Consider the following 23,915-nt stretch of genomic DNA (forward strand, 5'->3'; position numbering starts at 1 on the left):
AAGTATGAAATTAAATAGGATTTTCAAATGTAGACCAAAAAAAAGGGGTTTTTGTTAATAAAAACCCCTTGGCAATCTTAATATGATAACTGAATATTATCTGTTTTCAATCCATTTGCGAGCATTCACAAAGGCCTCTAACCAAGGTGAAACTTCATCTTTTCTAGCGTCTGGGTAATGTGCCCAGTTCCACTGAAAAATAGAACGTTCAATATGTGGCATGGTTACCAAATGACGTCCTGTTGTATCGCACATCATGGCCGTGTTGAAGTCAGATCCATTTGGATTTGCAGGATAACCTTCGTAGCCATATTTTGCTACAATCTGATAGTTGTCTTCTGAAAGTGGTAATTTGAATTTTCCTTCGCCATGAGAAATCCAAACCCCCAGTTTGCTACCTTCTAAAGTTGAAAGCATTACCGAGTTGTTTTTCTGAATTTCTACAGATATAAATCCACTTTCGTGTTTTTTCGAATTGTTATACGTCAACTTTCCATGAGTTTCATGTTCCGGATTTACCAACTCCAATTCCATCCAAAGTTGTGCACCATTACAAATACCTACTGAAAGTGTATCTTCTCTTTTAAAGAAATCCTTGATTACTTTATTAGCTTTCTCGTTGTATTTTATAGCACCTGCCCAACCTTTAGCAGAACCTAATACGTCAGAATTTGAGAAGCCACCTACAGCACCTAAAAATTGAATGTCTTCTAAGGTTTCACGGCCTGATATTAAATCGGTCATGTGGACGTCTTTTACATCAAATCCGGCAAGGTACATGGCGTTTGCCATCTCTCTTTCAGAGTTTGAACCTTTCTCACGTAAAATAGCCGCTTTTGGACGGTTTTCTGAACCTCTGGCGTTCTCTAATACTCCCGTAAAATGCTCAGGGAATTTAAATTGTAAGGGTTGATTTTTATAATTATCAAAACGGTCTTGCGCTAATCCGTTGGCTGTTTGCTTCTGATCGAGTAGGAAAGAGGTTTTGAACCACGTATCTCTCAGTTTTGAAACCGTTAGATTATAAACATCTGTACCGTATAATATGTTCAAGTTGTCGCCTTCAACAACAGTTCCTATTTTGAAAAACTCAATATTTGCGTTAGTCAGGAGGTCTTCTGCGGAAGTGTCAATGGTTTGAAAAACAAGACCTGCATTTTCAGAAAATAACAGTTTAAAGGAATCTTCTTCACCGATAGTCGTCAGATCCAATTTCGCACCCAAATTGTTATCTGCAAAACAAAGTTCCAATAAGGTGGTTATCAATCCGCCTGAAGCCACATCATGGCCGGCAACAATTTGATTGTCCTTAATTAAATTTTGAATTGTGTTGAAAACCGTTTTCACATACGCAGCTTGTTGAACTTTAGGTGTTTCATCACCAATTTTATTCACAATTTGCGCGAAAGAACTGCCACCTAATTTAAAATCGTCTTGTGATAGATTAATATAGTAAACAGGTCCCGCATCCTTTTTGAAAACAGGCTCTACTACTTTGGTGATGTCGTTACAGTTTGCTGCTGCAGAAATGATCACCGTTCCTGGAGAAATAACCTCTTCATTAGGGTATTTCTGCTTCATAGAAAGCGAATCTTTTCCTGTCGGAACATTGATTCCTAAGTCAATTGAAAACTCAGAAACTGCTTTTACAGCTTCGTAAAGGCGTGCATCTTCACCTTCGTTTTTACAAGGCCACATCCAGTTAGCTGAAAGTGACACACTTTGCAAGCCGTCTTTTAATGGCGCCCAAATAATGTTGGTAAGCGCTTCAGTAATTCCATTTCTACTTCCTGCTGCAGGGTCAATTAAACCTGAAATTGGCGAGTGCCCAATGGATGTTGCTACACCTTCTTTTCCTTTATAATCTAAAGCCATTACCGCCACGTTGTTCAGTGGTAATTGCAATGGGCCAGCACATTGCTGTTTTGCAACTTTACCGCCAACACAACGGTCAACTTTATTGGTAAGCCAATCTTTACTTGCTACAGCTTCTAACTGTAATAATTGGTCTAAGTAATCATTAAATTTATCTTTAGCATAGGTAACCGCTTCATAATTACGAGTAACCGTTGTGTCTGTCATGATTGTTTTTGGAGAACTTCCAAACATGTCATTCATTTCTAAATCCATTGGTTTTGCACCAGTAGTTTTAGATTCAAACGTAAATCGGTTATTTCCTGTAACATCTCCAACAGTATACATTGGGGAACGCTCACGATCAGCTATTTTTTGTAAAGTTTCTACGTGTTTTTCAGCAATGACCAAGCCCATACGTTCTTGCGATTCATTACCGATAATTTCTTTTGCAGAAAGGGTAGGGTCGCCAACAGGTAATTTATCTAAATCGATAAGTCCACCAGTTTCTTCTACCAATTCGCTCAAACAGTTTAAATGTCCGCCAGCACCATGATCATGAATGGAAACGATAAAGTTTTCGTCACTTTCAACCATTCCACGAACCGCGTTGGCAGCACGTTTTTGCATTTCAGGATTGGAACGTTGTACGGCATTTAAAGTGATTCCTGTAGAAAACTCTCCAGTATCAGCAGAAGATACTGCAGCACCACCCATACCAATACGGTAGTTTTCGCCACCTAATATAACAACTTTATCACCAGTTTTAGGGCTGTCTTTTAAAGCTTGATCCGCTTTTCCATACCCAATTCCTCCTGCTTGCATGATGACTTTATCATAGCCTAACTTTCGTGCGGACCCTTCGGCTGCGCTCAGAGTGCTATCCGAGTTTTCGTCATGCTCAAACGTCAAAATTGAACCGCAAATTAATGGTTGACCAAATTTGTTTCCAAAATCGGAAGCACCATTACTTGCTTTTATTAAGATATCCATTGGTGTTTGGTACAACCAAGGACGTGCATCCATTTTTTGTTCCCAAGGACGGTTTTCTTCCAATCTTGAATAAGAGGTCATATACACAGCAGTTCCTGCCAATGGCAAAGAACCTTTTCCACCTGCGAGTCTGTCTCTAATTTCTCCACCTGAACCAGTTGCAGCACCATTAAAAGGCTCTACAGTAGTTGGGAAGTTATGCGTTTCAGCTTTTAATGAAATAACTGATTCGAATGGTTTTGTTTGATAAAAATCGGGCTTGTCAGCTGTTTTTGGTGCAAATTGCTCCACAGTTGGCCCTTGTATAAACGCTACGTTGTCTTTGTATGCCGAAACAATAGAGTTCGGATTTTTGTTTGAAGTCTCGCGAATCATCTTAAATAACGATGTTTCTTTTTCCTCTCCATCAATCACAAATGTGCCATTGAATATTTTATGACGGCAATGCTCACTATTGACTTGTGAGAATCCGAAGACTTCAGAATCCGTTAATTTTCTTCCAATTTTTTTAGATACACCTTCTAAATACTCAATCTCTTCATCGTTCAGCGCTAAGCCTTCTTTTTGGTTATAGGCAGCGATATCTTCAATTTCTAAAATTGCTTCTGGTTGAATGTGAATGGTGAAGGAATCTTGGTTGAGCCCTTGATACTTTTCAGAGATCATAGGGTCATAATCTTTGAAATCTTCAGCTACAGCTTGAAATTCCTCAATACGAATGATGTCAGAAATCCCCATGTTTTGAGTAATTTCAACAGCATTGGTACTCCAAGGAGTAATCATTGCAGCTCGAGGACCAACAAAAAAAGCATCGAGAGATGCTTGTTCTATTTTCGGTTGATTGCCAAATAACCACACTAATTTAGCGATGGTTTCAGCGTCTAATTCTTTTGTTGTTTGAACAGCGAATAGCTTGCTGCTTGCGTTTCCAAAGAAATGAATCATTATGTCTTAGTTTGTGGCCGCCTTTGAAGCAGTCATGTTGTGTTTTGAAAGTGCAAAATTAATCTTTTTTAAGCATATTTTTTTAAAATGTATCATAAAAAAAAGCGACTTGTTGAAGGTCGCTTTTTGTACTAATTTATGGGTTCATTTTTACGATATCTATAGTTCCTGAAACTTAATTTTTTAGGGTAGATAAAGTGTTATGCCTTAATTTTTCTGGATCAATGCCATATAGAATCCGTCAAATCCTGATTTATGAGACATGATTTTTTCGTCTTTAACAAAAGTAAAGTCTTTTCCGATTTCAGATTTTAGAAATTCATTTACCTGATCTTGGTTTTCTGATGGCAATATCGAGCATGTTGCGTACACCAATTGACCTCCAGATTTCACGATTCTTGCGTATTGTTGCAAAATTTCCTGTTGGGTTTTTTTGATGTTCTCAATAAATTCTGGTTGCAATTTCCATTTAGCATCCGGATTTCTTCTCAGTACGCCCAAACCTGAACAAGGTGCATCAATCAATACACGATCAGCTTTATCATATAGTTTTTTGATGACTTTGGTGCTTTCAATCGCACGTGTTTCAACATTAAAAACGCCGTTACGTTTCGCTCTACGCTTCAATTCATTCAGCTTATTGCCATAAATATCAAGAGCAATCACCTGACCTTTATTTTGCATTAAGGTAGCAATATGTAAAGCTTTCCCACCTGCACCCGCACACGTGTCTACAACGCGCATTCCTGGTTGCACATTTAAAAATTCAGCCACCAATTGAGAGGACGCATCCTGCACTTCAAAATGGCCATTTTTAAAAGCTTCAGTTTGAAAAACGTTAGCACGTTCTTTTAATTTTAAAGCATCTGGGTAATCTGCTAAGAATTCTGTTTCAATATCCAAGTCGAATAATTCCGCTTGAAGTTTTTCCTTAGTTGTTTGAAGCGTGTTGACCCTTAAAATAACATCGGCTTGCTGATTTAAAGCACTGATTTCTTTGGTCCAAAGTTCAGCACCCAATTCTTTCTCTCCCATTTCATCCATCCAATCAGGAATAGACTCTCTGTATTTTCTAATTTTAGAAAGTTCATCAAATTTTCCTTTGATTTTGCGGGTAGGGGTATTTTCAAAATAAGACCAATCCGGAAGTTTAATGCCTTTTAAGGTTGCCCAAACAGCAAACATTCTCCAAATATTATCTCTATCAAAAGGTTCTTTTACTTCAGCAATTTCAGCATAGAGGCGTTTCCATCTTACAATGTCATAAGTAGTTTCTGCCACAAAAGCGCGATCGCGGGCTCCCCAACGTTTGTCGCGTTTTAATAGTTGTTGTATGACTTTGTCAGCGTATTGACCTTCATTAAAAACGAGCATCAATCCATCAATAACTGCAAAACATAGATTTCTGTGTAACCTCATTTGTTAAGTTGTATATTGTAAGTCGTATAATTGAACGACTGTAGTTTAATATAAAAAATTGCGATTGCAAAGTTACGCTAAAATGCTGCGAATGTATCCTTATTTTAATATTTTTAATGCGAAAACAATTACCTTTCCATAAAAAATATAATGATGAGAATTTTACTCTGTGTTTTGCTGGTTTCAACGCTATTTTCTTGTAAAAACGACGATCAAAAAGTCAACAAAAATAGAGACTCAGTTCAGATAGAAACCATTTTGAATGATTCGCTTTTAAGTATAAGAGCCATTGATGTGGCTTCTGATAGGAGCATGGCTTTTGCTGCCAATAACGGCGTTTTTGGATTGTACAATCCGCTCACTGATCAATGGGGAACGGCAAAACAGAGTTATGATACGTTAGATTTACAGTTTAGAGCTGTAGCCAGAACGGTTAATGATTTCTTTATGTTAAGCGTTGGAAATCCAGCATTGCTATATAAAACAGGCGAAACAGGAGCAATGGAAATTGTTTATAAGGAAGAACATGAAAAGGTGTTTTATGATGCTTTGGCGTTTTGGAATTCGAAGGAAGGCCTCGCTATTGGTGATCCAACAGATGATTGTATGAGCATCATTTTTACGCGTGATGGAGGGGAAACGTGGAACAAAATTGCGTGCGATCAATTACCAAAAGTAAAAGAAGGGGAAGCGGCATTTGCAGCCAGCAACAGTAATATTGCCATTGTAGGCGACAATACATGGATTGCGACCGGTGGAAAAACCAGCCGTATTTTATTTTCTCCAAATAAGGGGGAGTCTTGGGAGGTTTTTGAAACCCCAATGGTTAACGGAGAAGAGACAACGGGTATTTATTCCATTGATTTTTATGATGCCAAAAACGGATTTGCAATTGGCGGCGATTATACAAAACCTGAGCAAACCAAAGCTAATAAAATGAAAACTACAGATGGAGGTAGAACTTGGAAAATAGTTGGCGATGGTGAAGAACCGGGCTATAGAAGTTGTGTGCAGTATGTTCCTAATAAAGGAGGGAAGGAGTTGGTTGCTGTAGGATTTAAAGGCATTGATTATTCATACGATTCTGGTAACACATGGAAACATTTAAGTGATGAAGGCTTTTATACCTTACGCTTTTTAAACGATAGTGTAGCGTATGCTGCCGGGAAAGGAAGAATCTCGCGATTGAATTTTAACTAACCAATTAGTGTATTTATAAAAAAATCCCAAATTCCTTTTCGTTGGGATTTGGGATTTTAATTTTTAAAGTGGTCCGTCTTGAAGGTTTAATCCTTGCTATGACGCTTTTTATATTCTTGAAGCATTTTTCGGTTGAATTCTTCTTCTGCCAGTTTTAATTGAATGATTTTTTTAGCAGGCATGACTTTCAACAGACTTTCCACAAAATTGGAGCGTAAGTCTTCACGTTCTTTTTCGAATGCTACAAAGTCTTTAAGCATGGCTTTGGCTTGCGCTTCAGTCATGTCTTCCGAAATTTGTTTACGCTTTTCATAACCCATTCTACGTTGCTCATCTTTCTTATTTTCATAAGTGTTATAAATAGGCCAGAATTTTTGAGCTTCAGTTTCAGTTAATGCCAAACGTTCTGTAATAAAAGCGACTTTAAGTGCCTTTATTTTTTCTCTTCGGTCAGAATTTTGGGAAAATGTAGACCATGAGGTTAAGACTACACATAATGTGATAATAATTTTTTTCATTTGTCGTTTATTAAATCTTCAATAGAAGCATTATTAATTAAGTAGTTTTCTAAAGATTCATCAGTAAAAGTGTTTGCTACAAAATCATCCACCACAATATCCTCAGCATTCAATAATGAGGTAATGTCATAAATATTTAAGTTTTCATTATTAAGATAACTTTCAATAGAGGCTGTTTCCACCTGATTTATTGTTAAGATATTATCAGATTTCAGGAAAACTGTAAACATCAAAACGAGAACCGCGGCAGCACCCGAAATATAGGCGGCCTTTCGCCATGACACCAACGATCTCACTTTAGGTTGTTGAACATCTTTAAGTCGATTTTCTAATTTAGCATCAAAACTCTCAAAGTAATGTTCCGGTACTTTATAACCAGGACCATCCATCTCTGACATTTCCTTTTGAACCGCCATTTTTTTGAATAGACGTTCATCAAAATTGTCAAAATAAGAGTCAGGTGTTTTAAAACCTGGTTCCTTAATTGTATGTAACTTACTTTTTTTCATGCTATTAGTATGACGTATTATTTAACGAAAGGTTTAATCGCTTGTTAAATAAGCTTCAATTTTCTTCACTGCTATATGATAAGATGCCTTTAATGCGCCTTCACTTGTTTCCAAAATCTCAGACATTTCTGAATATTTCAAATCATCAAAATAGCGCATATTAAAAACTAACTGCTGTTTTTGAGGCAACGTGGCCATGGCTTGCTGTAATTTTAATTGAATGTCGTTGCCTTCAAAATACACATCAGCTTCAAGATTCGCCATGGTCTGCTCTTGTAATTCTTCGCTGTTGATGTTTTTTAATTTGGCATTGAGCTTTAAATGGGTGATGGCTTCATTAGTGGCAATACGATACATCCAAGAAAACAGTTTGCTTTCCCCTTTAAAGTTATGGATATTTTTGTAGACTTTAATGAAGGTGTTTTGTAGCACATCATCAGCATCATCATGAGATCTTACAATCTTACGGATATGCCAATATAAACGTTCTTTATAGAGCGCTAGTAACTCCTTAAAAGCCGAGTCTTTGGTCTTTTCGGAAGTCAATCTTAAGATGAGAGCGGCGTCATTATCCACAAAAACGTTTTTTTATAAGACTGCTCAAGGTATAAAAAGTTTAATATTTAATTCAAAAATTATAGGTAATTGTAACGTATTGTAAATCAATGATTAAAGGTTTGTTGTATCGATTAAACGCAAATAAATACGATAAAATGCGATTTTTTCTTGTTTTATATTATGAAATGGAATATATTTGTATCACTAACCTACTTAAGATTAATGCCTCCCCAAGCATTGATTGTTATAAAAAAAAGGATGCTTCACGATAGTGGCATCCTTTTTTTAATTTAAAGTGGGTTGGGTTTATTCAAAACTTTGCATATCCACAAGCATTTTGTAAACGCCATTTTTTTGAATGAGTTCATTGTGCGTTCCTTGCTCTACAATTTCACCTTTTTGCATCACTACAATTTCGTCCGCATTTTGAATGGTAGACAAGCGATGGGCGATAACAATTGACGTTCTGTTGCGCATCATATTTTCGAGAGCAGATTGTACTAAGCGTTCACTTTCAGTATCTAAAGCAGATGTTGCCTCATCAAGAATCATGATTGGTGGATTTTTAAGCACCGCTCTGGCAATACTCAATCGTTGCTTCTGACCGCCAGATAATTTATTTCCTGAGTCACCAATATTAGAATCTATGCCATTTGGAAGGTCTTTAACAAACTCCCAAGCGTTGGCAATTTTTAAGGCTTCAATGACTTCTTCATCAGTAGCGTTTTGCTTACCAATTTTTAGATTGTTTTTAATGGTGTCATTAAATAAGATAGAATCTTGAGATACCACACCTAACATCGCGCGAAGTGAGGTTTGGGACAAATCTTTAATATTTACACCATCAATAGAAATAGTACCTTCATTTACATCATAAAACCTGGTAAGAAGGTTCGCGATGGTGCTTTTTCCACTTCCAGACTGTCCAACGAGTGCTACTGTTTTTCCTTTCGGAACATTGAGATTAAAGTTTTTAAGGACTAAATCATCTTGATATTTAAAGGAAATGTTATCTACTTTAACGTTCGACTCGAATTGTTCCTTAACAACAGGATTTTCAATTTCCTGAATGGTATTTTCAGATTCTAAAAACTCCAAGATCCTGTTTGCCGCACCGTTTCCTTTTTTAACGCCATAACTTGCTTTTGCAATTGCCTTTGCTGGCGTTAAAATGTTATAGGCAAGAGTGATATAGCCAATAAAGAAACTGGCATCCATAGAATTGTCCACAAACACCAAATATCCACCATAGACCAACAAAATCCCGATAACAATGATGCCTAAAAACTCACTAATTGGCGACGCTAAATTTTGACGATTTAGCAGTGTGTTGGAATATGTATAGTAACGCTGGTTGGAATCTTCAAACTTTTTGGCAAACACATGTTCTACATCAAAAGCTTTGATAATGCGCAAACCTGACATGGTTTCTTCCAATATTGAAAGAAAGATTCCTTGTTCCTGCTGTACTTTTAAAGATCCTTTTTTAAGTGATTTACCAACTTTTGAGATGATAAAGCCTGAAATCGGAATGAATATAAAAACAAATAAGGTCAGTTTAGCGCTCAAAATAAGCATCGCTATCAAAGAGAACAAAATGGTTAAAGGTTCTCTGACAATCATTTCTAAAATAGCTAAAAATGAGTTTTTTACTTCGTCAACATCACTGCTGACGCGGGAAATGGTATCTCCTTTAGTTTTTTCAGAATAGAAGGCGAGTGGTAAGGTGACTATTTTATCAAACAGTACATTTCTGATGTCTTTTAATACCCCATTTCTTAAAAATGTGATGTAAAACATCGCAAGGTAATTGAAGAGATTTTTCAGTAAAAAGATACTGATAATCACGCCTACCATGAGCATTAGCACTTTGAAGTCGCCATAAACCTCAATTTTATCACTGATAAAGTAATTGAGATAATCTTCAACATAGCTCTTAATGCTGCCTATACCTTCAAAAGTAGGTTCAGTCACCACTTCGCGTTGATCATTAAAAATAACCTTAAAGATCGGAATTAACGCAACAAACGATAGGGTGCTGAATAGTGCATATAGGATGTTGAAAAAAATGTTGAGGTAAGCATATTTTTTATACGGAATAATAAACCGATAAAACTTTTTTAAATATTCCATTTAATTCAGGTGCATGTCTTTAAGTATCGCATCAATTTTTTGCTGTAGTTGTGCATCTACTTTTGAAAATTCTTCAACAGATGACAATGGTGTATTGACGCTCAAATAAAACTTTATTTTTGGCTCTGTTCCACTAGGTCTCAAAGCTATTTTACTGCCATCTTCAGTGTAATAAATAATAACGTTCGATTTTGGGATGGCTATTTCTTCTTCTTGATTCGTTATAAAATTCTTTGCTTTTGAAAGCTGATAATCTTCAATGCGCGTCACTTTGGAACCATTAATTTCTTTTAATGGGTTTTCTCTGGCGTCAATCATCATCTGATTGATTTCTTGTGCGCCTTCCATGCCTTTTTTGGTAATAGACACTAAATGTTCCTTATAAAGACCATGTGTCACATATAATTGTAATAATCTTTCGTAAAATGAGCTGCCTTCAGCTTTTGCCTGTGCAGCAATTTCACAAGCCAATAGGGTGGAAGTGACCGCATCTTTATCGCGCACAAAATCGCCCACCATAAATCCGAAACTTTCTTCGCCACCACCAATAAAGTCGAGCTCAGGAAAATCCTTGATCATTTTGGCAATCCATTTAAATCCGGTTAAGCCTTCTTTGTAATCAACACCGTAGGATTTTGTTAAAACTTCCACCATTGGCGTAGACACAATTGTTGAACCTACAAATTCATTACCATCAAGTTTGCCTTCTTTTCTCCATTGTTGCAGTAGGAAATCGGTCATTACCAACATGGCCTGATTACCATTAAGAAGCACTAATTTATTATCCAAATCTCTAACGGCAACGCCAAGTCGGTCGCAATCAGGATCTGTACCAATTACGATATCGGCATTTAATGTTTCTGCGAGTTCTGTGGCCATTTTTAAAGCTTCAGGTTCTTCAGGGTTAGGCGATTTAACCGTTGGGAAATCACCATTTGGAACCTCTTGCTCCTTCACAAGATGCACATTTTTGTAGCCTGCACGTTTTAATGTTTCAGGAACTGTCGTAATAGATGTCCCGTGAAGCGATGTGAACACCATGGTTAGGTCTTCTTTAGCTTCCTTGTTGGTGAAATTTCCGTTTTTAACTGAAGCATTGATAAATGCATCATCCACTTCTTTTCCAATATAATTGATGAGATTTTCGTTTGCCTCAAATTTGATTTCAGAATAATCCAGACTGTTGATTTCTTTAATAATTTCTGCATCTTGAGGTGGCACTAATTGTCCGCCATCTTGCCAATACACTTTGTAACCATTATATTCTGGAGGATTATGAGAGGCCGTAAGTACGATGCCGCAATGACAATCCAAATGTTTTACTGAAAATGATAATTCTGGCGTGGTGCGTAAATCTTCAAATAAATAAACTTCAATGTTATTTGCTGAAAATACATCAGCGACAACTTTAGCTAAGGATTTACTATTATGTCTACAGTCATAAGCAATGACCACCTTGAGTTTTTCATTAGGAAACTGCTCATGCAAATAATTGCTCAAGCCTTGTGTATTTCTTCCTAAGGTATATTTATTAATACGGTTGGTGCCCACACCCATAACGCCGCGCATGCCACCGGTACCAAATTCGAGATCCTTATAAAAAGCATCCTGGATTTCTTTAGGTTGGAAAGCAATACTGTCTTTAATCTTGTCTTGCGTTTCCTGATCAAAAGTTGGTGTTAGCCACGTATTGATACGTTCTAAAATTTTTGGTTCGATGTAGATCATGCTGCTGTGATTATGATTTATAATGCAAAAATAAGGAATTCAATAAATGTGGACTTGAAATCGATTTTAAATGTGAAGAACTAAAAGTTCAATTCGTCATTGATAAGATAACGTTTCTTGTCTTCTTTGGTTCTTAAAACGATCTCCCCTAAAAATCCGGCTATAAAAAATTGTGTCCCGATAACCATTGTGGATAAGGCGATATAGAATTGTGGACGATCAGTAATTAAGCGTCCTCCAGGATTTATAAAGACTTTATCAATGCCTAAATAAAGCGTGAAACCAAGTCCGATAAACAACATGATAACTCCTAAAGCGCCAAAAAGATGCATTGGCCGTCTTGCAAATCGAGATAGAAACCAAATAGTTAGCAAGTCTAAAAAACCGTGAATAAAACGGTTCATTCCAAATTTAGTAGTGCCATATTTTCGAGCTTGGTGGAGTACAACTTTCTCTCCAATTTTAGAAAAACCTGCATTTTTAGCCAAAACCGGAATGTAACGGTGCATTTCGCCATTAACATCAATGTTTTTCACGACTTCAAGGTTGTAAGCTTTCAATCCGCAGTTAAAATCGTTCAATTTTACTCCTGAAGTTTGGCGCGCCGCCCAATTAAATAATTTGGAAGGCAGATTTTTGGAAATTACAGAATCATATCGCTTCTTTTTCCAACCAGATACCAAATCATAATGTTGATTGGTAATCATTGCATAAAGTTCTGGGATTTCTTCTGGATTGTCCTGCAAATCGGCATCCATGGTAATAACCACGTCGCCCTGAGCTTTTTCAAAACCGGCATGCAGTGCTTGAGATTTTCCAAAATTCCGCAAAAAACGAATCCCTTTTACGTTATGATCTTTTTCTGATAATTGTTCTATCACCTTCCACGAATCATCGGTGCTGCCATCATCAATAAAAATGATTTCATAAGAAAATTGATTGGATAGCATCACTCTTGCAATCCAATCATGTAATTCAGTTAACGATTCTTGTTCGTTGAGTAGTGGTATAACTACTGATATGTTCATTGATGTGTTTTCAAATGGTGATGATATAAAAGTAACGAAATTAGAGATAACCTTACTTTAATCTTTCTTCATGATTAATCCGGCAATTACAGAAACCACAAGTCCAAACAATAAAGACCCGATAACAGTTGTTAAACTGAAGAACATAGGCGTCATAAAGATGTTGCTTATTTCCATGGTTTTAGAAATCTGTTCTTCGCTCATATTTGGATTCTGTGTAGATATTTCAAGGTAGGCTTGATCTCTTGCGATATCAATAAATTCCGGATAGATGTATGCGTAATGTAAATATGCATAAATACCCGCAAGAATCCCTCCAATAACGGCAATAGCTAATCCAACTTTCATGGCATCGCTTATGGTTAAGAAGCCAGCATTTTGATGTTTGTAGGTTTTAATTCCATAAACAAAAACAACAATGGAGGCAAGGGAGCTCGCGATGGAGAGCATCCAACTTTTTTCTAAATTAGCAACATACATGATTACTAAAACGATGACGCTAACAAGTGCAAGGTATAATCCGTAAGTATATGCAATTGGTTTAATGGCTGGTTTTTGTGTTTCCATAATTATATAGTAAGTTGGTTCATTTGTTAGTTAGTAAGCAAATATATGCAAACGTTACAATTTATACCCACGAAAGTGTGAATCTCGCTCTAATAAATTCCATATATTCGCGATATCGAAGGTGAATTTTAAGTGACGTATTTGTTGGTTTTTATTTGACATACAATAAAATGACAAAAAATAAAAGCAAATCTATTGCACAGACGGAAAAAATACTTAAATTTGCACTTCCAAAAATTGAACGATATTAAAGTATTTAGAGATGAAAAAAGGTATACATCCAGAAAATTATAGACTAGTAGCATTTAAAGATATGTCAAATGAAGACGTGTTTTTGACTAAATCTACAGCAGATACAAATGAAACTATTGAGGTTGACGGCGTTGAGTATCCACTTGTGAAGATGGAGATTTCAAGATCATCTCACCCTTTCTACACTGGTAAATCTAAGTTGGTAGATACGGCAGGTCGTATTGATAAATTTAAAAATAAATACGCTAAATTCAAGAAATAATTTAGTGTTCAAGATATTAAAAGCCTTCAGATATTGTCTGAAGGCTTTTTTTGTTTTCTATAAATAACTTATTTTTGCGCCCTGAAACAGTTGCAATTACAAAGACTACAATAGTTAAACTTAGGTTTTACTTAGGTTGGATGTGATTTCTCTCTTTTTCTTATGTTATCAATTTTTATTAAGAATTTATTTTTTGTACTCAATTAACTTCTAATATAATCCATGAACTACATCCTTTTCGACGGTCCATCTAGAAATAATCTTTTGCCCTTTACCTACACGCGACCAGTTGCAGAAATTAGAATTGGAATATTGACCATAAGAGAAAAATGGGAAATGTTTTTGGGTACCACAACTACAACGATTACGGAAGAGTATTTATCTGAGAAGTATCCGATGGTGGAGCTGGAGAATAACGTGTTGATTAATGCGTCATATCTTCCTACAGATGAATTGGTCGATATGATTAAAAATCTTGAGGAAAATCAGGCGATTTTTAAGGATGAAGATGTCATTGCTTTTTATACCAAAGATGCTCAAGAAGATATCGATTTTGATTCTTATGAAGCAATTGAATACGATGGAGATGCTATTAAAGTAGAACACACTTGGGATATTTTCAGCAAAAACGGAGAAGCTATTCAGCAAGATTTCGATTTAATTACAGAAGGAAGGACTTCACAGCCTTTATCTTCAACCAATAATGTATTAGGAGCCCATAATGTGTTTTTAGAAGAAGGTGCTGTTGTAGAGTTTGCGACGCTTAATGCGAGTAAAGGACCTATTTATATTGGTAAAGATGCAGAAATTATGGAAGGTGCCCTTATTAGAGGTCCTTTGGCAATGTGTGAGCACTCTATAGTTAAGATGGGTAGTAAGATTTATGGGCCAACTACCGTTGGGCCGTATTGTAAGTTAGGAGGAGAGGTTCATAGTTCAGTATTATTTGGTTATAGTAATAAGGGGCATGAAGGATTCCTTGGGAATTCTGTTCTTGGCGAATGGTGCAATTTGGGTGCAGATACCAATACCTCCAATCTTAAAAATAATTATGCTGAAGTGCGAATTTGGGACTATGACAGCGAAAGTTTTGCCCGAACAGGATTGCAATTTTGCGGCCTAATGATGGGTGACCATAGTAAATGTGGAATCAATACCATGTTTAATACGGGTACGGTTGTAGGTGTAAGCGCCAACATCTTTGGTAGTGGCTATCCACGTAACTTTATACCAAGTTTTAGCTGGGGTGGCGCAGCAGGATTTACAACGTATTTGACTAAAAAAGCATTTGAAGTCACTGAAATTGTTATGACCAGACGTGAATTGGAATTTACTGATGCCGACAAAGCAATCTTAGAGCATGTATTTGAAATCAGCAAGAAATTTAGGAGAGATTAAATCTGCTGTTGCTGAACTTTTCAAGTAACAATCATTCTTTCTGTTTTCTGTGATCAATGCTATAATGAACGTTTTCTGTGTCATTGTAAATGCTCATTTATGCTGGAAATTTCGTTTGATTAGAATTTTATTCCCCATAATAGCTTCACTAGTGTTTGATATTAGTATTACTTTCAAACAATTGCGTAACTTTGCATTTCCAAATCCAAAAACAAGGTAAAATCTTATTTTACTTTTTAAAACAGATGCTAATGTTCTATTGATTAGTGTCTTAGTTTAAGAATTGAAGACTATACTATGAATAAAAAAGTAGCATTTTATACCTTAGGTTGCAAGCTGAACTTTTCAGAAACCTCTACTATTGCTAGAAGTTTTACTAATGAAGGTTTTGATCGTGTAGAGTTTAATGAGGTTGCAGATATTTATGTTATTAACACTTGCTCTGTAACTGAAAATGCCGACAAGCGCTTTAAATCTATTGTAAAACAGGCCCAGAAAGTTAACCCTGATGCTTTTGTGGCAGCAGTTGGTTGCTATGCGCAATTAAAACCACAAGAATTGGCTGATGTTAATGGTGTGGATTTGGTGCTTGGTGCTACTGAAAAATTCAATTTGACAAGTTATATAAATGAGTTGATCAATAATCCGGAACGCAATAGAGGTGCGGGAGAAGTACATTCGTGCGAAATCGAAAATGCCGATTTTTATGTAGGCAGTTATTCCATTGGCGATAGAACTCGAGCGTTTTTAAAAGTTCAGGATGGCTGTGACTATAAATGTACCTATTGTACAATTCCGTTGGCAAGAGGTATTTCACGAAGTGATACCATGGAAAGTGTCATTAAAAATGCCAAGGAAATTGCAGCACAGGATATAAAGGAAATCGTTTTAACTGGTGTCAATATTGGTGATTATGGAAAAGGGGAATTCGGCAATAAAAAGCATGAACATACTTTCTTAGATTTGGTTAAAGAATTGGATCAGGTAGAAGGCATTGAGCGTTTGCGTATTTCGTCCATCGAGCCGAACCTTCTTAAAAATGAAACGATTGATTTGGTCTCAAAATCGAGAGCATTTGTCCCTCATTTCCATATCCCATTACAAAGTGGAAATAACGACATTCTTAAAAAAATGAAACGTCGCTACATGAGAGAACTTTATGTAGACCGTGTTTCTAAAATTAAAGAAGTTATGCCACATGCCTGTATTGGTGTTGATGTTATTGTTGGTTTTCCAGGTGAAACTGATGAGCATTTTCTAGATACTTATAACTTCTTGAATGAATTAGATATATCTTATTTGCATGTCTTTACGTATTCGGAACGCGATAATACGGAAGCGGCAGTTATGGATGGTGTAGTTCCTAAAAAAGTTAGGGCAAAACGCAGTAAAATGCTACGAGGATTATCTGCTAAAAAACGTCGTGCATTTTATGAAAGTCAATTAGGAAGCACACGAATTGTATTATTTGAAAGCGAAAACAAAGAAGGCTATATCCACGGATTTACTGAGAACTATGTTAAAGTTAAAACACCTTGGAATCCGGAATTGGTAAATACATTACATGAGGTTGAACTTACCAAGATTGATGAAGATGGCATGGTCAGATTCGATTTCGTAAAAACATTGGCCTTCTAAATGGCTTAATGTGAAATGGTAAAATGGCTTTCGTCTGTCTTTTGGGCTGTTCGTCTTGTTTTTTTTAGTACATGGACGCTTATCTATAATTTTGGTTAGATCCCAACGTCTAACTAAAATCGGCAATGAAAAAATCATTTTTCCTACTACTCATATCTACATGCTTTCTTGTTTTTTCTTCTTGTTCTAATGATGACGCCAGCAATCCTGTAATTGGGAGTTGGAAGTTAATTACGTGGTCTATTGCAATTCCTGTTGATTTAAATTCTGATTCAAAATTCAGTACCAATCTTTTAGATGAAATAGCGTGTGACGCCAATGAAATCTTGAGTTTTGATGCACATGGATTAGCGTATTCAAGCAATACTTTTAATCCGGAACTTAGCATCAGTTTAAAGGATGATACTTCTGATGAGTACATCATAGACGTCACATGTGATGAAGGATCAATTGGGTTTGCTACTGAATACGCTCAAATAGGTCAGGAAAGTGTCAGTTTTAATGATGCTGTAGGAGTTGTTAGTGGTTCTAGACTTTCTATTGTCTACCCAAATGCTATTAAAGTTTACAATGAGACTTTTACAGAAGTTGTAGAGACCAAAAACTTAACATTGATTTACGAAAAGAACTAATCCAATAAAATACAGTCGCAAGGCGGCAAAAAAAATATCCAAAGTTTATGTTGGATATTTTTTTGTTTGTGCTTTATTGATATTTGAAATTAAATTCTAATTCCAACAGGAAGCATTTTTTGATACTTCCTATTTTTCCTAATAAATTTAGCTATTTCAGGACTGGTAGGAACAACACTAATGTTGCGTTCAGAAATATTTTCAAAAACCAGGGTTAAAAAATCACTCTCAAATTCTTCAGAAGTAATGTTTTCTGGAATCACCATTTTAGTTAGAAAGATCTTACGGTCTTGTAGGGAATACTCAATTTTGGCCATGTCGTCTTCAACTTTAAGCTCAAATTGACGTAAGAAGTCATTGTCAACTAATTCTGCTGCATCAATCATAATAATATATTTAAGTTATTTTCAACTATTGGAAAGATAAGGTCACTACATTTTTATATAGCTTTGTTGCACAAATTTACGAATAATTACGGTAAGAATGAATTTATTAGGTGTTAAATGCTTAGGAAATAAACCGTTACACTCATAATAGACATAAGGTTTTTTTATATTTAACAATAGCGTTGCTATTTTATAGCTACCTTTTGAAAAGTGCACATGGAAAAAGAAATTATACCTGTATATCTCATGCCAGGAATGGCAGCAAAACCAACCATTTTTGAACGTCTTAGATTACCCGAAGATCAATTTAAGGTGTATTGGCTGGAATGGATGATTCCTGAAGAGAATGAGACTTTTGAACATTATGCCAAGCGCATGATCAAAAAAATCGAACATAAAAACCCAGTCTTATTAGGGGTTTCATTTGGAGGCGTACTTGTTCAGGAAATGAGTAAGTACATGAGCGTGCGCAAACTAATTGTGGTAAGCAGTATAAAATCGAAGCATGAACTTCCTAAACGAATGAAGATTGCCAAGTTTATGAAAGCTTATAAATTTGCGCCTACACAATTGCTATCCAATTTAGACGTTCTTAAAAAATATGCTTTCAATGATATGATCTCCAAGCGGATTGATTTGTACAAAACCTATCTCGCCGTAAATGATAAACGATATTTGGATTGGGCCCTAAAAGAAATGTTACTTTGGGACCAAGAGGAACCACATCCGGATGCCATTTATATCCATGGCGATAAGGATGCCATTTTTACACATTCTTGCAATGGGAATTGTATTGTAGTAGAAGGCGGAACGCATATTATGATCGTTACAAAATCACAGTGGTTCAATAAAAACCTGCCTTCAATAATAGTAGGGTCGAATTGAATACTATAGATTTATTTTTTTACATTTATAAAAAACTTACAGAATGAAAATTATTAAGAATTTATTAGCCATCGTCGGACTTGTTTGTATTTCTGGGCTGTTCATATTTGCCGTACAGAAACCAGCAGACAGTGTAGATAATGAAGGAGGAGCAGAGCAAAAGATGGTCAATGATTACAATGTGTACGCTATTAAATTACCTGATAACCTAAATTTTGCAGGAGAGAAAGTCCCAGTGTCAATTCCTGATGTTTATGAGCGTATGGACAGGGAGCTTTTGGTGAACACCTATTGGCAATCCAACGGATTACTGATGTTTAAGCGTGCCAAAAAATACTTCCCAATTATTGAGCCTATCCTGAAAAAGCATGGTATTCCTGACGATTTTAAATATTTGGCCGTTATTGAAAGTGGATTGACCAATGCCGTTTCGCCTGCAGGTGCAAGAGGTTTTTGGCAAATTATGCCAGCAACGGGCAGAGAAAATGGTTTAGAAGTTAATGACAATGTAGATGAACGCTACAACTTAGAGAAGGCAACTGAAGTGGCTTGTAAATATTTATTGCAGTCAAAAAATAGTTTAGGGTCATGGACTTTAGCGGCGGCAGCGTATAATGCTGGTAATGCTGGCATTTCAAGACGTTTAAAAGAACAGGATGTCGATGATTATTATGATTTGTTGTTAGGTGAAGAAACAGGACGTTATATGTTCAGAATCGTTGCGTTAAAAGAAATATTGAAGAACCCAAAGATGTATGGATTTAATTTTGAAGAAGAAGATCTCTATACGCACATTCCAACCTATAAAGTTACGGTTGATACAGACATAAAGGATTTTGCTGCGTTTTCTAAAGAACATGGCATCAATTATAAGATTCTCAAAATCCATAATCCTTGGTTGAGAGAACCGCATTTGAATAATAAATCAAGAAAGAAATACACTATTGAGATTCCGGAAAAGGGATATTATAACAAATCTTAATGAGAGCCTTTATTTCAGATAATATTTGGATAATACTTATCAGTATTAACTACCTCTTAGTCATTTTGGCTGCCTTTACTGTGCTGACCAAAAACATCAATCCAACCAAAACGATATCCTATATTATCGTTTTGGTTTTTTTTCCTTTTTTCGGACTCATCGTGTACTATCTCTTTGGACAAGAGTATCGAAAAAATAAAATCTTCAACAGGAAAAATATCCTCAATCAAAAATTGATTACAGACGTTAATAAACGCCTGAAACCAGATAAACAGGAAATCACCGATTTAAAAAATGATCTTTTAGACGATAAAATTAAACTTGTAAAGTTACTTCACAGCAGTGAAAATGCTCCATTAACAACGTATAACAGCGTCGATATCATAAAAAACGGAGAAAATAAGTTTAAGGTTCTTATAAAAGATTTGAAGAATGCTAAAAAGCATATTCACATGGAGTATTATATTCTCCGTGATGATAAAATAGGATTGGAAATCATAGATATTTTATGTGCCAAGGCAAAAGAAGGTGTTAAAGTCAGATTAAGCATTGATGATGTAGGCAGTAGTGTTTCCAGAAAGAACAAGAAGAGAATGGGGGCCAACGGTGTGGAATGGCACTCGTTTATGCCAGTTTTGTTTCCTGGGTTTACAGGTAAAATGAATTACAGGAACCACCGTAAGATTGTTGTAATTGATGGCCAAGTTGGGTATATCGGGGGTATTAATGTTTCAGACACTTATGTTAATTATGATGATTCTCCAGATTATTGGAGGGATACGCATTTGCGACTCGTTGGTGAATCTGTAAAGTCTTTACAAATTCATTTTCTGATGAACTGGGAATTCGTTTCCGGTCGTAAAATTGAAATGGAAGAAAGCTTTTTTCCTAAGGAAGATTGTAAAGAGTTTGTCGCAATGCAAATTGCTGCCAGTGGTCCGGATACGGATTGGGCCAATATTATGGAGGTTATTTTCACCGCTATTGTTACGGCAGATAAGTATGTGTATCTGACAACACCATATTTTATTCCAAATGAGCAAATCATCACAGCGCTACAGGTGGCTTCAAAAAGTGGAGTAGATGTCAGGCTTCTAATACCGAAGGAATCTGATTCATGGACCGCAAAACACGCTACCAACTCCTATATTGAATGTTTGTTGGAGGCTGGTGTCAAAATTTATAGATATCACAAAGGTTTTGTACATGCGAAAACAATCGTCATTGATGATGTGTTTTCTACAGTTGGGACCACCAACATGGATTACAGAAGCTTTAATATCAATTTTGAGATTAATGCGATCATCTATAATGAAGAAAAAAGTTTGGAGTTAAAAGCGCACTTTTTTGAAGATTTAGAAGATAGTGAGATCATTGATGGCGAGCGTTGGCTAAACCGACCAAAAAGTGAAAAGCTTAAAGAATCCTATTGCCGTCTTTGGGCACCATTATTATAAATTAAGGCTCATCAAGTGTAGTCACGTTGATGTTCAGGCTCGATTGAATGCCGTTATTCTGTGTTTCTAACAAGGCCGTAATGCTTTTATGGGCTTTCTCCAGAAATAACTTTTTTGTTGCGGTATTCAAATTCTTCAAAAAGAACTTTCTATCAATGTCAAATATTTGTTTGTCTTGATTGATGTAGAAACAAACAGGCACGCCAAATGAATGTTTGTAAATGGAAAGCGCATTGTTCGATTTATTATTGCGTTCATCAGCATATACAACGGTGATATTGTTGTTATAACTTCTGGCTTTCTTTTTTGCTGTTCGTTTTTTATCCCAGTAAAGCACAATTATACTCACCCGGTCTTTATATTCAGTAGCTAAGTCGTTAATTTTAGTGATTTCGGCTTTCCTTTGAATAATTGCAGAATTTTTAGTGATCAATAAAAAGGGTTTGTCCAGCTTTTCAGTATTAAGTTTACCACCTGTCGCTTTTTTGAACTTTAAATCAGCTATATAAGTGTTCCGTAAATGATTTTTCACCAGGGAATCAAAAAGAGCGTCCACTTCTTCCGGTCTGTCGTTTTTAATAGCCAAATCAGACTTATTATTGAACGTTCTTAAGTGTTGAGAAAGGGCGTCGTCAAAGTACACTTTGTTCTCTTGGGCATAGAGAAGTGAGAAGTAGGTAAAAAGTAAGAGTGTGAGTAGTTTTTTTATGGCCATTAGCAGCTCATTTTAGTTAGGTCCGAAAATTAGTGCTTGTAGGCAACAATCTCAAAATTTCTCGATAAGGTCTTAAAAAACAATGTTAATTTACAAAAAAAAAAGCACTTCAACTAGAAGTGCTTTAATTATAGTTTCGGTTATATATGCTAACCTTCAGCAGACTTTATATTAGCGTCTTCTGCCTTGTCTGTTTCCACCGTAATGTTGGTTGGGAATTTGTGCTTTCTTCATGTTGTCCTTCATCATTTTAATTTGATCAGCCAACATATTACGCTTATCTAATTTTTGGGCCTCGTTCAATAAGATTTTAGCTTCTTGTGGGCGTCTTTTACTAAAGGCGATTCCAGCAAGGTTCAATTTAGCCATAGCCATATCATGATCCATTGCCAATCCGAAAGTCAGCGCTTTTTTGAAATATTTTTCAGCTTCATTCATGTTAGATTGAGACACCATGATGCCATGCAAATAGTTGTAATAGCCTTCTTGCTTCTTAACCAAAGCGGTTGAAGGGTTTTTAATTTTATCCAACCAACGTTTTGCTCCTGCAAAATCTTGCTTTCGCAATTTTAAAAATGCTAACAGGATAAATTCGTTTTTGAAGTATAGAAATACAAAAATTAAAGAAAATAAAATAAGCATGATGCCATTACCAATATAGCCTTCAGTAAATTGATAAACGGCAAAAGCTAGGATTAAAGCAGTAATAACAAGTTTTAAATTTTTATTGTACATGATTTAATTTAATAATTTATAAGTAATTGTAGAGGTTATTTTTGTTGGTATGGTCATGTTTGCAGCATGCACTTGGGTATCTCCCGAATAGATGCCTTTAACCGTAATGTTATTAAACAGTCCCGTTTTAGAATTGGCATTGATGGTAGTTTCTTGAGTACCTGCAAGCACCATCGTAACGTTTTCGTCAATATTGGACATCGTCGTGTCTGCAGCTCCAGAGATGCTGTAGGTGTCTTCTGAATGGCTCGTTAAAGTCCATTTGTTATTTGATTGTAAATCTCCCTTATACGCATTCTGCCATGTGTCTTCAATTTTTACTGGTTTGGCAGGAAGGAAATACGTCATTTGCTCAAAGCTGTTGGAAAGTGCTTCGCTTCCAAATTGCTTTTCAAATTGTGGCTTGCTTGCTTCAATGGCAGCGGCATCAGTAATATTAGCGACTTTAAACATGGACGCAATTAGTTTTTCTCCGCCAGTAATAGATCTGATTTTGCCTGTTTTTTCCATTGTCATGGTAACAGGAATGTTTAAAGTACCCTTAAACATCTTCGAAGTCATATCAGTATCATCATTAATAGCCGTATCAGCACTTAGTAATTCGCCAAGTGTTGGAGAACTCATGGTCATCTTCATATGGGTAAACACCATTTCTAAAGTAATAAGGTCTGCTGAGACATTTACTACTTTAAATTGCATGGTACTTTTTAAATTGTTGTCAATTATCTGATCTACACCTCCAATATCTTGGGTTATGTGTTGTTTAGCTTGTTGCTCAACCTTAAAAGTATCATCAACCTTAAGCTCATATTGTAGCGTTTTTTGAGCGCAGACAGCTAAGGATGAAAGGAAAACAAGCAAAAAAGCACATACTTTCATAAATCGATTTATGGATTCTTTTTTAAAAACACAAAGAAACTAATTTTTTTTAAGTTGACATTCATAATTCAGCTTATTAGTCGCTTTGTCTACGTATTATTTATGTTAATTTTGAGCTTAAATTCCTAAGATGAAAAATTCATTAAAATATTTTAAAATTAGATTTGTCAGAGTAAAAAGTCTTTGTATATTTGCCCGCAGTTTTGGAGAAAGAATCCAAATGATATTTTAGACTATACAAG

At 35.9% G+C, this 23,915-nt stretch carries 21 protein-coding genes; 8 read left to right on the forward strand and 13 right to left on the reverse strand.

Going from position 1 to position 23,915, the window contains the following annotated elements; translation table 11 throughout:
* Window positions 1-96: 96 nt before the first annotated feature.
* Together purL and Q0947_RS01060 are read right to left on the reverse strand one after the other, a co-directional pair.
* Window positions 97-3,792 (reverse strand): phosphoribosylformylglycinamidine synthase, encoded by a 3,696-nt coding sequence (gene purL / locus Q0947_RS01055; RefSeq protein WP_299390391.1) that lies wholly within the window; start codon window positions 3,790-3,792, stop codon window positions 97-99.
* A gap of 207 nt (window positions 3,793-3,999) precedes the next feature.
* Window positions 4,000-5,211 carry a methyltransferase domain-containing protein gene (locus Q0947_RS01060; protein WP_299390394.1) on the reverse strand — a complete coding sequence of 404 codons (1,212 nt, stop codon included), beginning with the start codon at window positions 5,209-5,211 and terminating at the stop codon, window positions 4,000-4,002.
* A 153-nt stretch (window positions 5,212-5,364) separates the two neighbouring features.
* On the opposite strand from Q0947_RS01060, the gene Q0947_RS01065 reads away from it, so the two are divergent.
* Window positions 5,365-6,411 (forward strand): oxidoreductase, encoded by a 1,047-nt coding sequence (locus Q0947_RS01065; RefSeq protein WP_299390397.1) that lies wholly within the window; start codon window positions 5,365-5,367, stop codon window positions 6,409-6,411.
* 86 nt (window positions 6,412-6,497) lie between these two features.
* Here Q0947_RS01065 and Q0947_RS01070 read toward each other — a convergent pair whose 3' ends face one another.
* From Q0947_RS01070 to Q0947_RS01100, 7 genes are all read right to left on the reverse strand, one after another.
* On the reverse strand, window positions 6,498-6,929 hold the full coding sequence (locus Q0947_RS01070; RefSeq protein ID WP_299390399.1) for a sensor of ECF-type sigma factor: 432 nt from the start codon (window positions 6,927-6,929) through the stop codon (window positions 6,498-6,500).
* Window positions 6,926-7,438: a hypothetical protein gene (locus Q0947_RS01075; RefSeq protein WP_299390402.1), complete on the reverse strand. Its 513-nt coding sequence runs from the start codon at window positions 7,436-7,438 to the stop codon at window positions 6,926-6,928. Before Q0947_RS01075 ends, Q0947_RS01070 begins: the two co-directional genes overlap by 4 nt.
* Before the next feature lie 33 nt (window positions 7,439-7,471).
* Window positions 7,472-8,014 carry an RNA polymerase sigma factor gene (locus Q0947_RS01080; RefSeq protein ID WP_299390405.1) on the reverse strand — a complete coding sequence of 181 codons (543 nt, stop codon included), beginning with the start codon at window positions 8,012-8,014 and terminating at the stop codon, window positions 7,472-7,474.
* A 288-nt stretch (window positions 8,015-8,302) separates the two neighbouring features.
* Window positions 8,303-10,129: an ABC transporter ATP-binding protein gene (locus tag Q0947_RS01085; RefSeq protein WP_299390408.1), complete on the reverse strand. Its 1,827-nt coding sequence runs from the start codon at window positions 10,127-10,129 to the stop codon at window positions 8,303-8,305.
* Complete coding sequence (locus Q0947_RS01090; RefSeq protein WP_299390411.1) at window positions 10,130-11,857, reverse strand: phospho-sugar mutase; 1,728 nt, start codon at window positions 11,855-11,857, stop codon at window positions 10,130-10,132.
* 80 nt (window positions 11,858-11,937) lie between these two features.
* Window positions 11,938-12,885 carry a glycosyltransferase family 2 protein gene (locus tag Q0947_RS01095; RefSeq protein ID WP_299390414.1) on the reverse strand — a complete coding sequence of 316 codons (948 nt, stop codon included), beginning with the start codon at window positions 12,883-12,885 and terminating at the stop codon, window positions 11,938-11,940.
* A 57-nt stretch (window positions 12,886-12,942) separates the two neighbouring features.
* Complete coding sequence (locus Q0947_RS01100; protein WP_299390415.1) at window positions 12,943-13,452, reverse strand: DUF4199 domain-containing protein; 510 nt, start codon at window positions 13,450-13,452, stop codon at window positions 12,943-12,945.
* Window positions 13,453-13,714: 262 nt separating this feature from the next.
* Here Q0947_RS01100 and Q0947_RS01105 point away from each other — a divergent pair, with 262 nt between their 5' ends.
* From Q0947_RS01105 to Q0947_RS01120, 4 genes are all read left to right on the forward strand, one after another.
* Window positions 13,715-13,966 (forward strand): type B 50S ribosomal protein L31, encoded by a 252-nt coding sequence (locus Q0947_RS01105; RefSeq protein WP_299390418.1) that lies wholly within the window; start codon window positions 13,715-13,717, stop codon window positions 13,964-13,966.
* 222 nt (window positions 13,967-14,188) lie between these two features.
* Window positions 14,189-15,364 carry a GlmU family protein gene (locus Q0947_RS01110; RefSeq protein ID WP_299390422.1) on the forward strand — a complete coding sequence of 392 codons (1,176 nt, stop codon included), beginning with the start codon at window positions 14,189-14,191 and terminating at the stop codon, window positions 15,362-15,364.
* A gap of 297 nt (window positions 15,365-15,661) precedes the next feature.
* Entirely contained in the window at window positions 15,662-17,002 is a 1,341-nt protein-coding gene (gene mtaB / locus Q0947_RS01115) for a tRNA (N(6)-L-threonylcarbamoyladenosine(37)-C(2))-methylthiotransferase MtaB (RefSeq protein ID WP_299390424.1), read from the forward strand.
* A gap of 125 nt (window positions 17,003-17,127) precedes the next feature.
* Complete coding sequence (locus Q0947_RS01120; RefSeq protein WP_299390427.1) at window positions 17,128-17,634, forward strand: hypothetical protein; 507 nt, start codon at window positions 17,128-17,130, stop codon at window positions 17,632-17,634.
* An 89-nt stretch (window positions 17,635-17,723) separates the two neighbouring features.
* On the opposite strand, the gene Q0947_RS01125 is transcribed toward Q0947_RS01120, so the two are convergent.
* Complete coding sequence (locus Q0947_RS01125) at window positions 17,724-18,020, reverse strand: N-acetyltransferase (protein WP_299390430.1); 297 nt, start codon at window positions 18,018-18,020, stop codon at window positions 17,724-17,726.
* A 216-nt stretch (window positions 18,021-18,236) separates the two neighbouring features.
* Between Q0947_RS01125 and Q0947_RS01130 the strand changes: the two genes are divergently transcribed.
* From Q0947_RS01130 to cls, 3 genes are read left to right on the forward strand one after another with little or no spacing between them, the layout of a single operon-like run.
* A complete protein-coding gene (locus Q0947_RS01130; protein ID WP_299390432.1) occupies window positions 18,237-18,905 on the forward strand; it encodes an alpha/beta hydrolase in 669 nt (222 codons plus the stop codon).
* 43 nt (window positions 18,906-18,948) lie between these two features.
* On the forward strand, window positions 18,949-19,887 hold the full coding sequence (locus Q0947_RS01135) for a lytic transglycosylase domain-containing protein (protein WP_299390435.1): 939 nt from the start codon (window positions 18,949-18,951) through the stop codon (window positions 19,885-19,887).
* On the forward strand, window positions 19,887-21,344 hold the full coding sequence (gene cls, locus Q0947_RS01140; RefSeq protein WP_299390438.1) for a cardiolipin synthase: 1,458 nt from the start codon (window positions 19,887-19,889) through the stop codon (window positions 21,342-21,344). The genes Q0947_RS01135 and cls overlap by 1 nt, the downstream gene beginning before the upstream one ends.
* A gap of 1 nt (window position 21,345) precedes the next feature.
* Here cls and Q0947_RS01145 read toward each other — a convergent pair whose 3' ends face one another.
* The 3 genes from Q0947_RS01145 to Q0947_RS01155 form a co-directional block, all read right to left on the reverse strand.
* The gene (locus Q0947_RS01145; protein WP_299390441.1) at window positions 21,346-22,059 is read right to left on the reverse strand and encodes a hypothetical protein; all 714 of its coding nucleotides are present in this window, start codon (window positions 22,057-22,059) and stop codon (window positions 21,346-21,348) included.
* Between the two features lie 171 nt (window positions 22,060-22,230).
* A complete protein-coding gene (locus Q0947_RS01150; RefSeq protein WP_299390444.1) occupies window positions 22,231-22,794 on the reverse strand; it encodes a DUF2892 domain-containing protein in 564 nt (187 codons plus the stop codon).
* 3 nt (window positions 22,795-22,797) lie between these two features.
* Window positions 22,798-23,673, reverse strand: coding sequence for a DUF6263 family protein (locus tag Q0947_RS01155; protein ID WP_299390446.1), 876 nt, complete (start codon window positions 23,671-23,673; stop codon window positions 22,798-22,800).
* Window positions 23,674-23,915 lie beyond the last annotated feature (242 nt).

Origin of the sequence: uncultured Gelidibacter sp. (assembly GCF_947500795.1) — a bacterium.
Taxonomy (GTDB): domain Bacteria; phylum Bacteroidota; class Bacteroidia; order Flavobacteriales; family Flavobacteriaceae; genus Gelidibacter.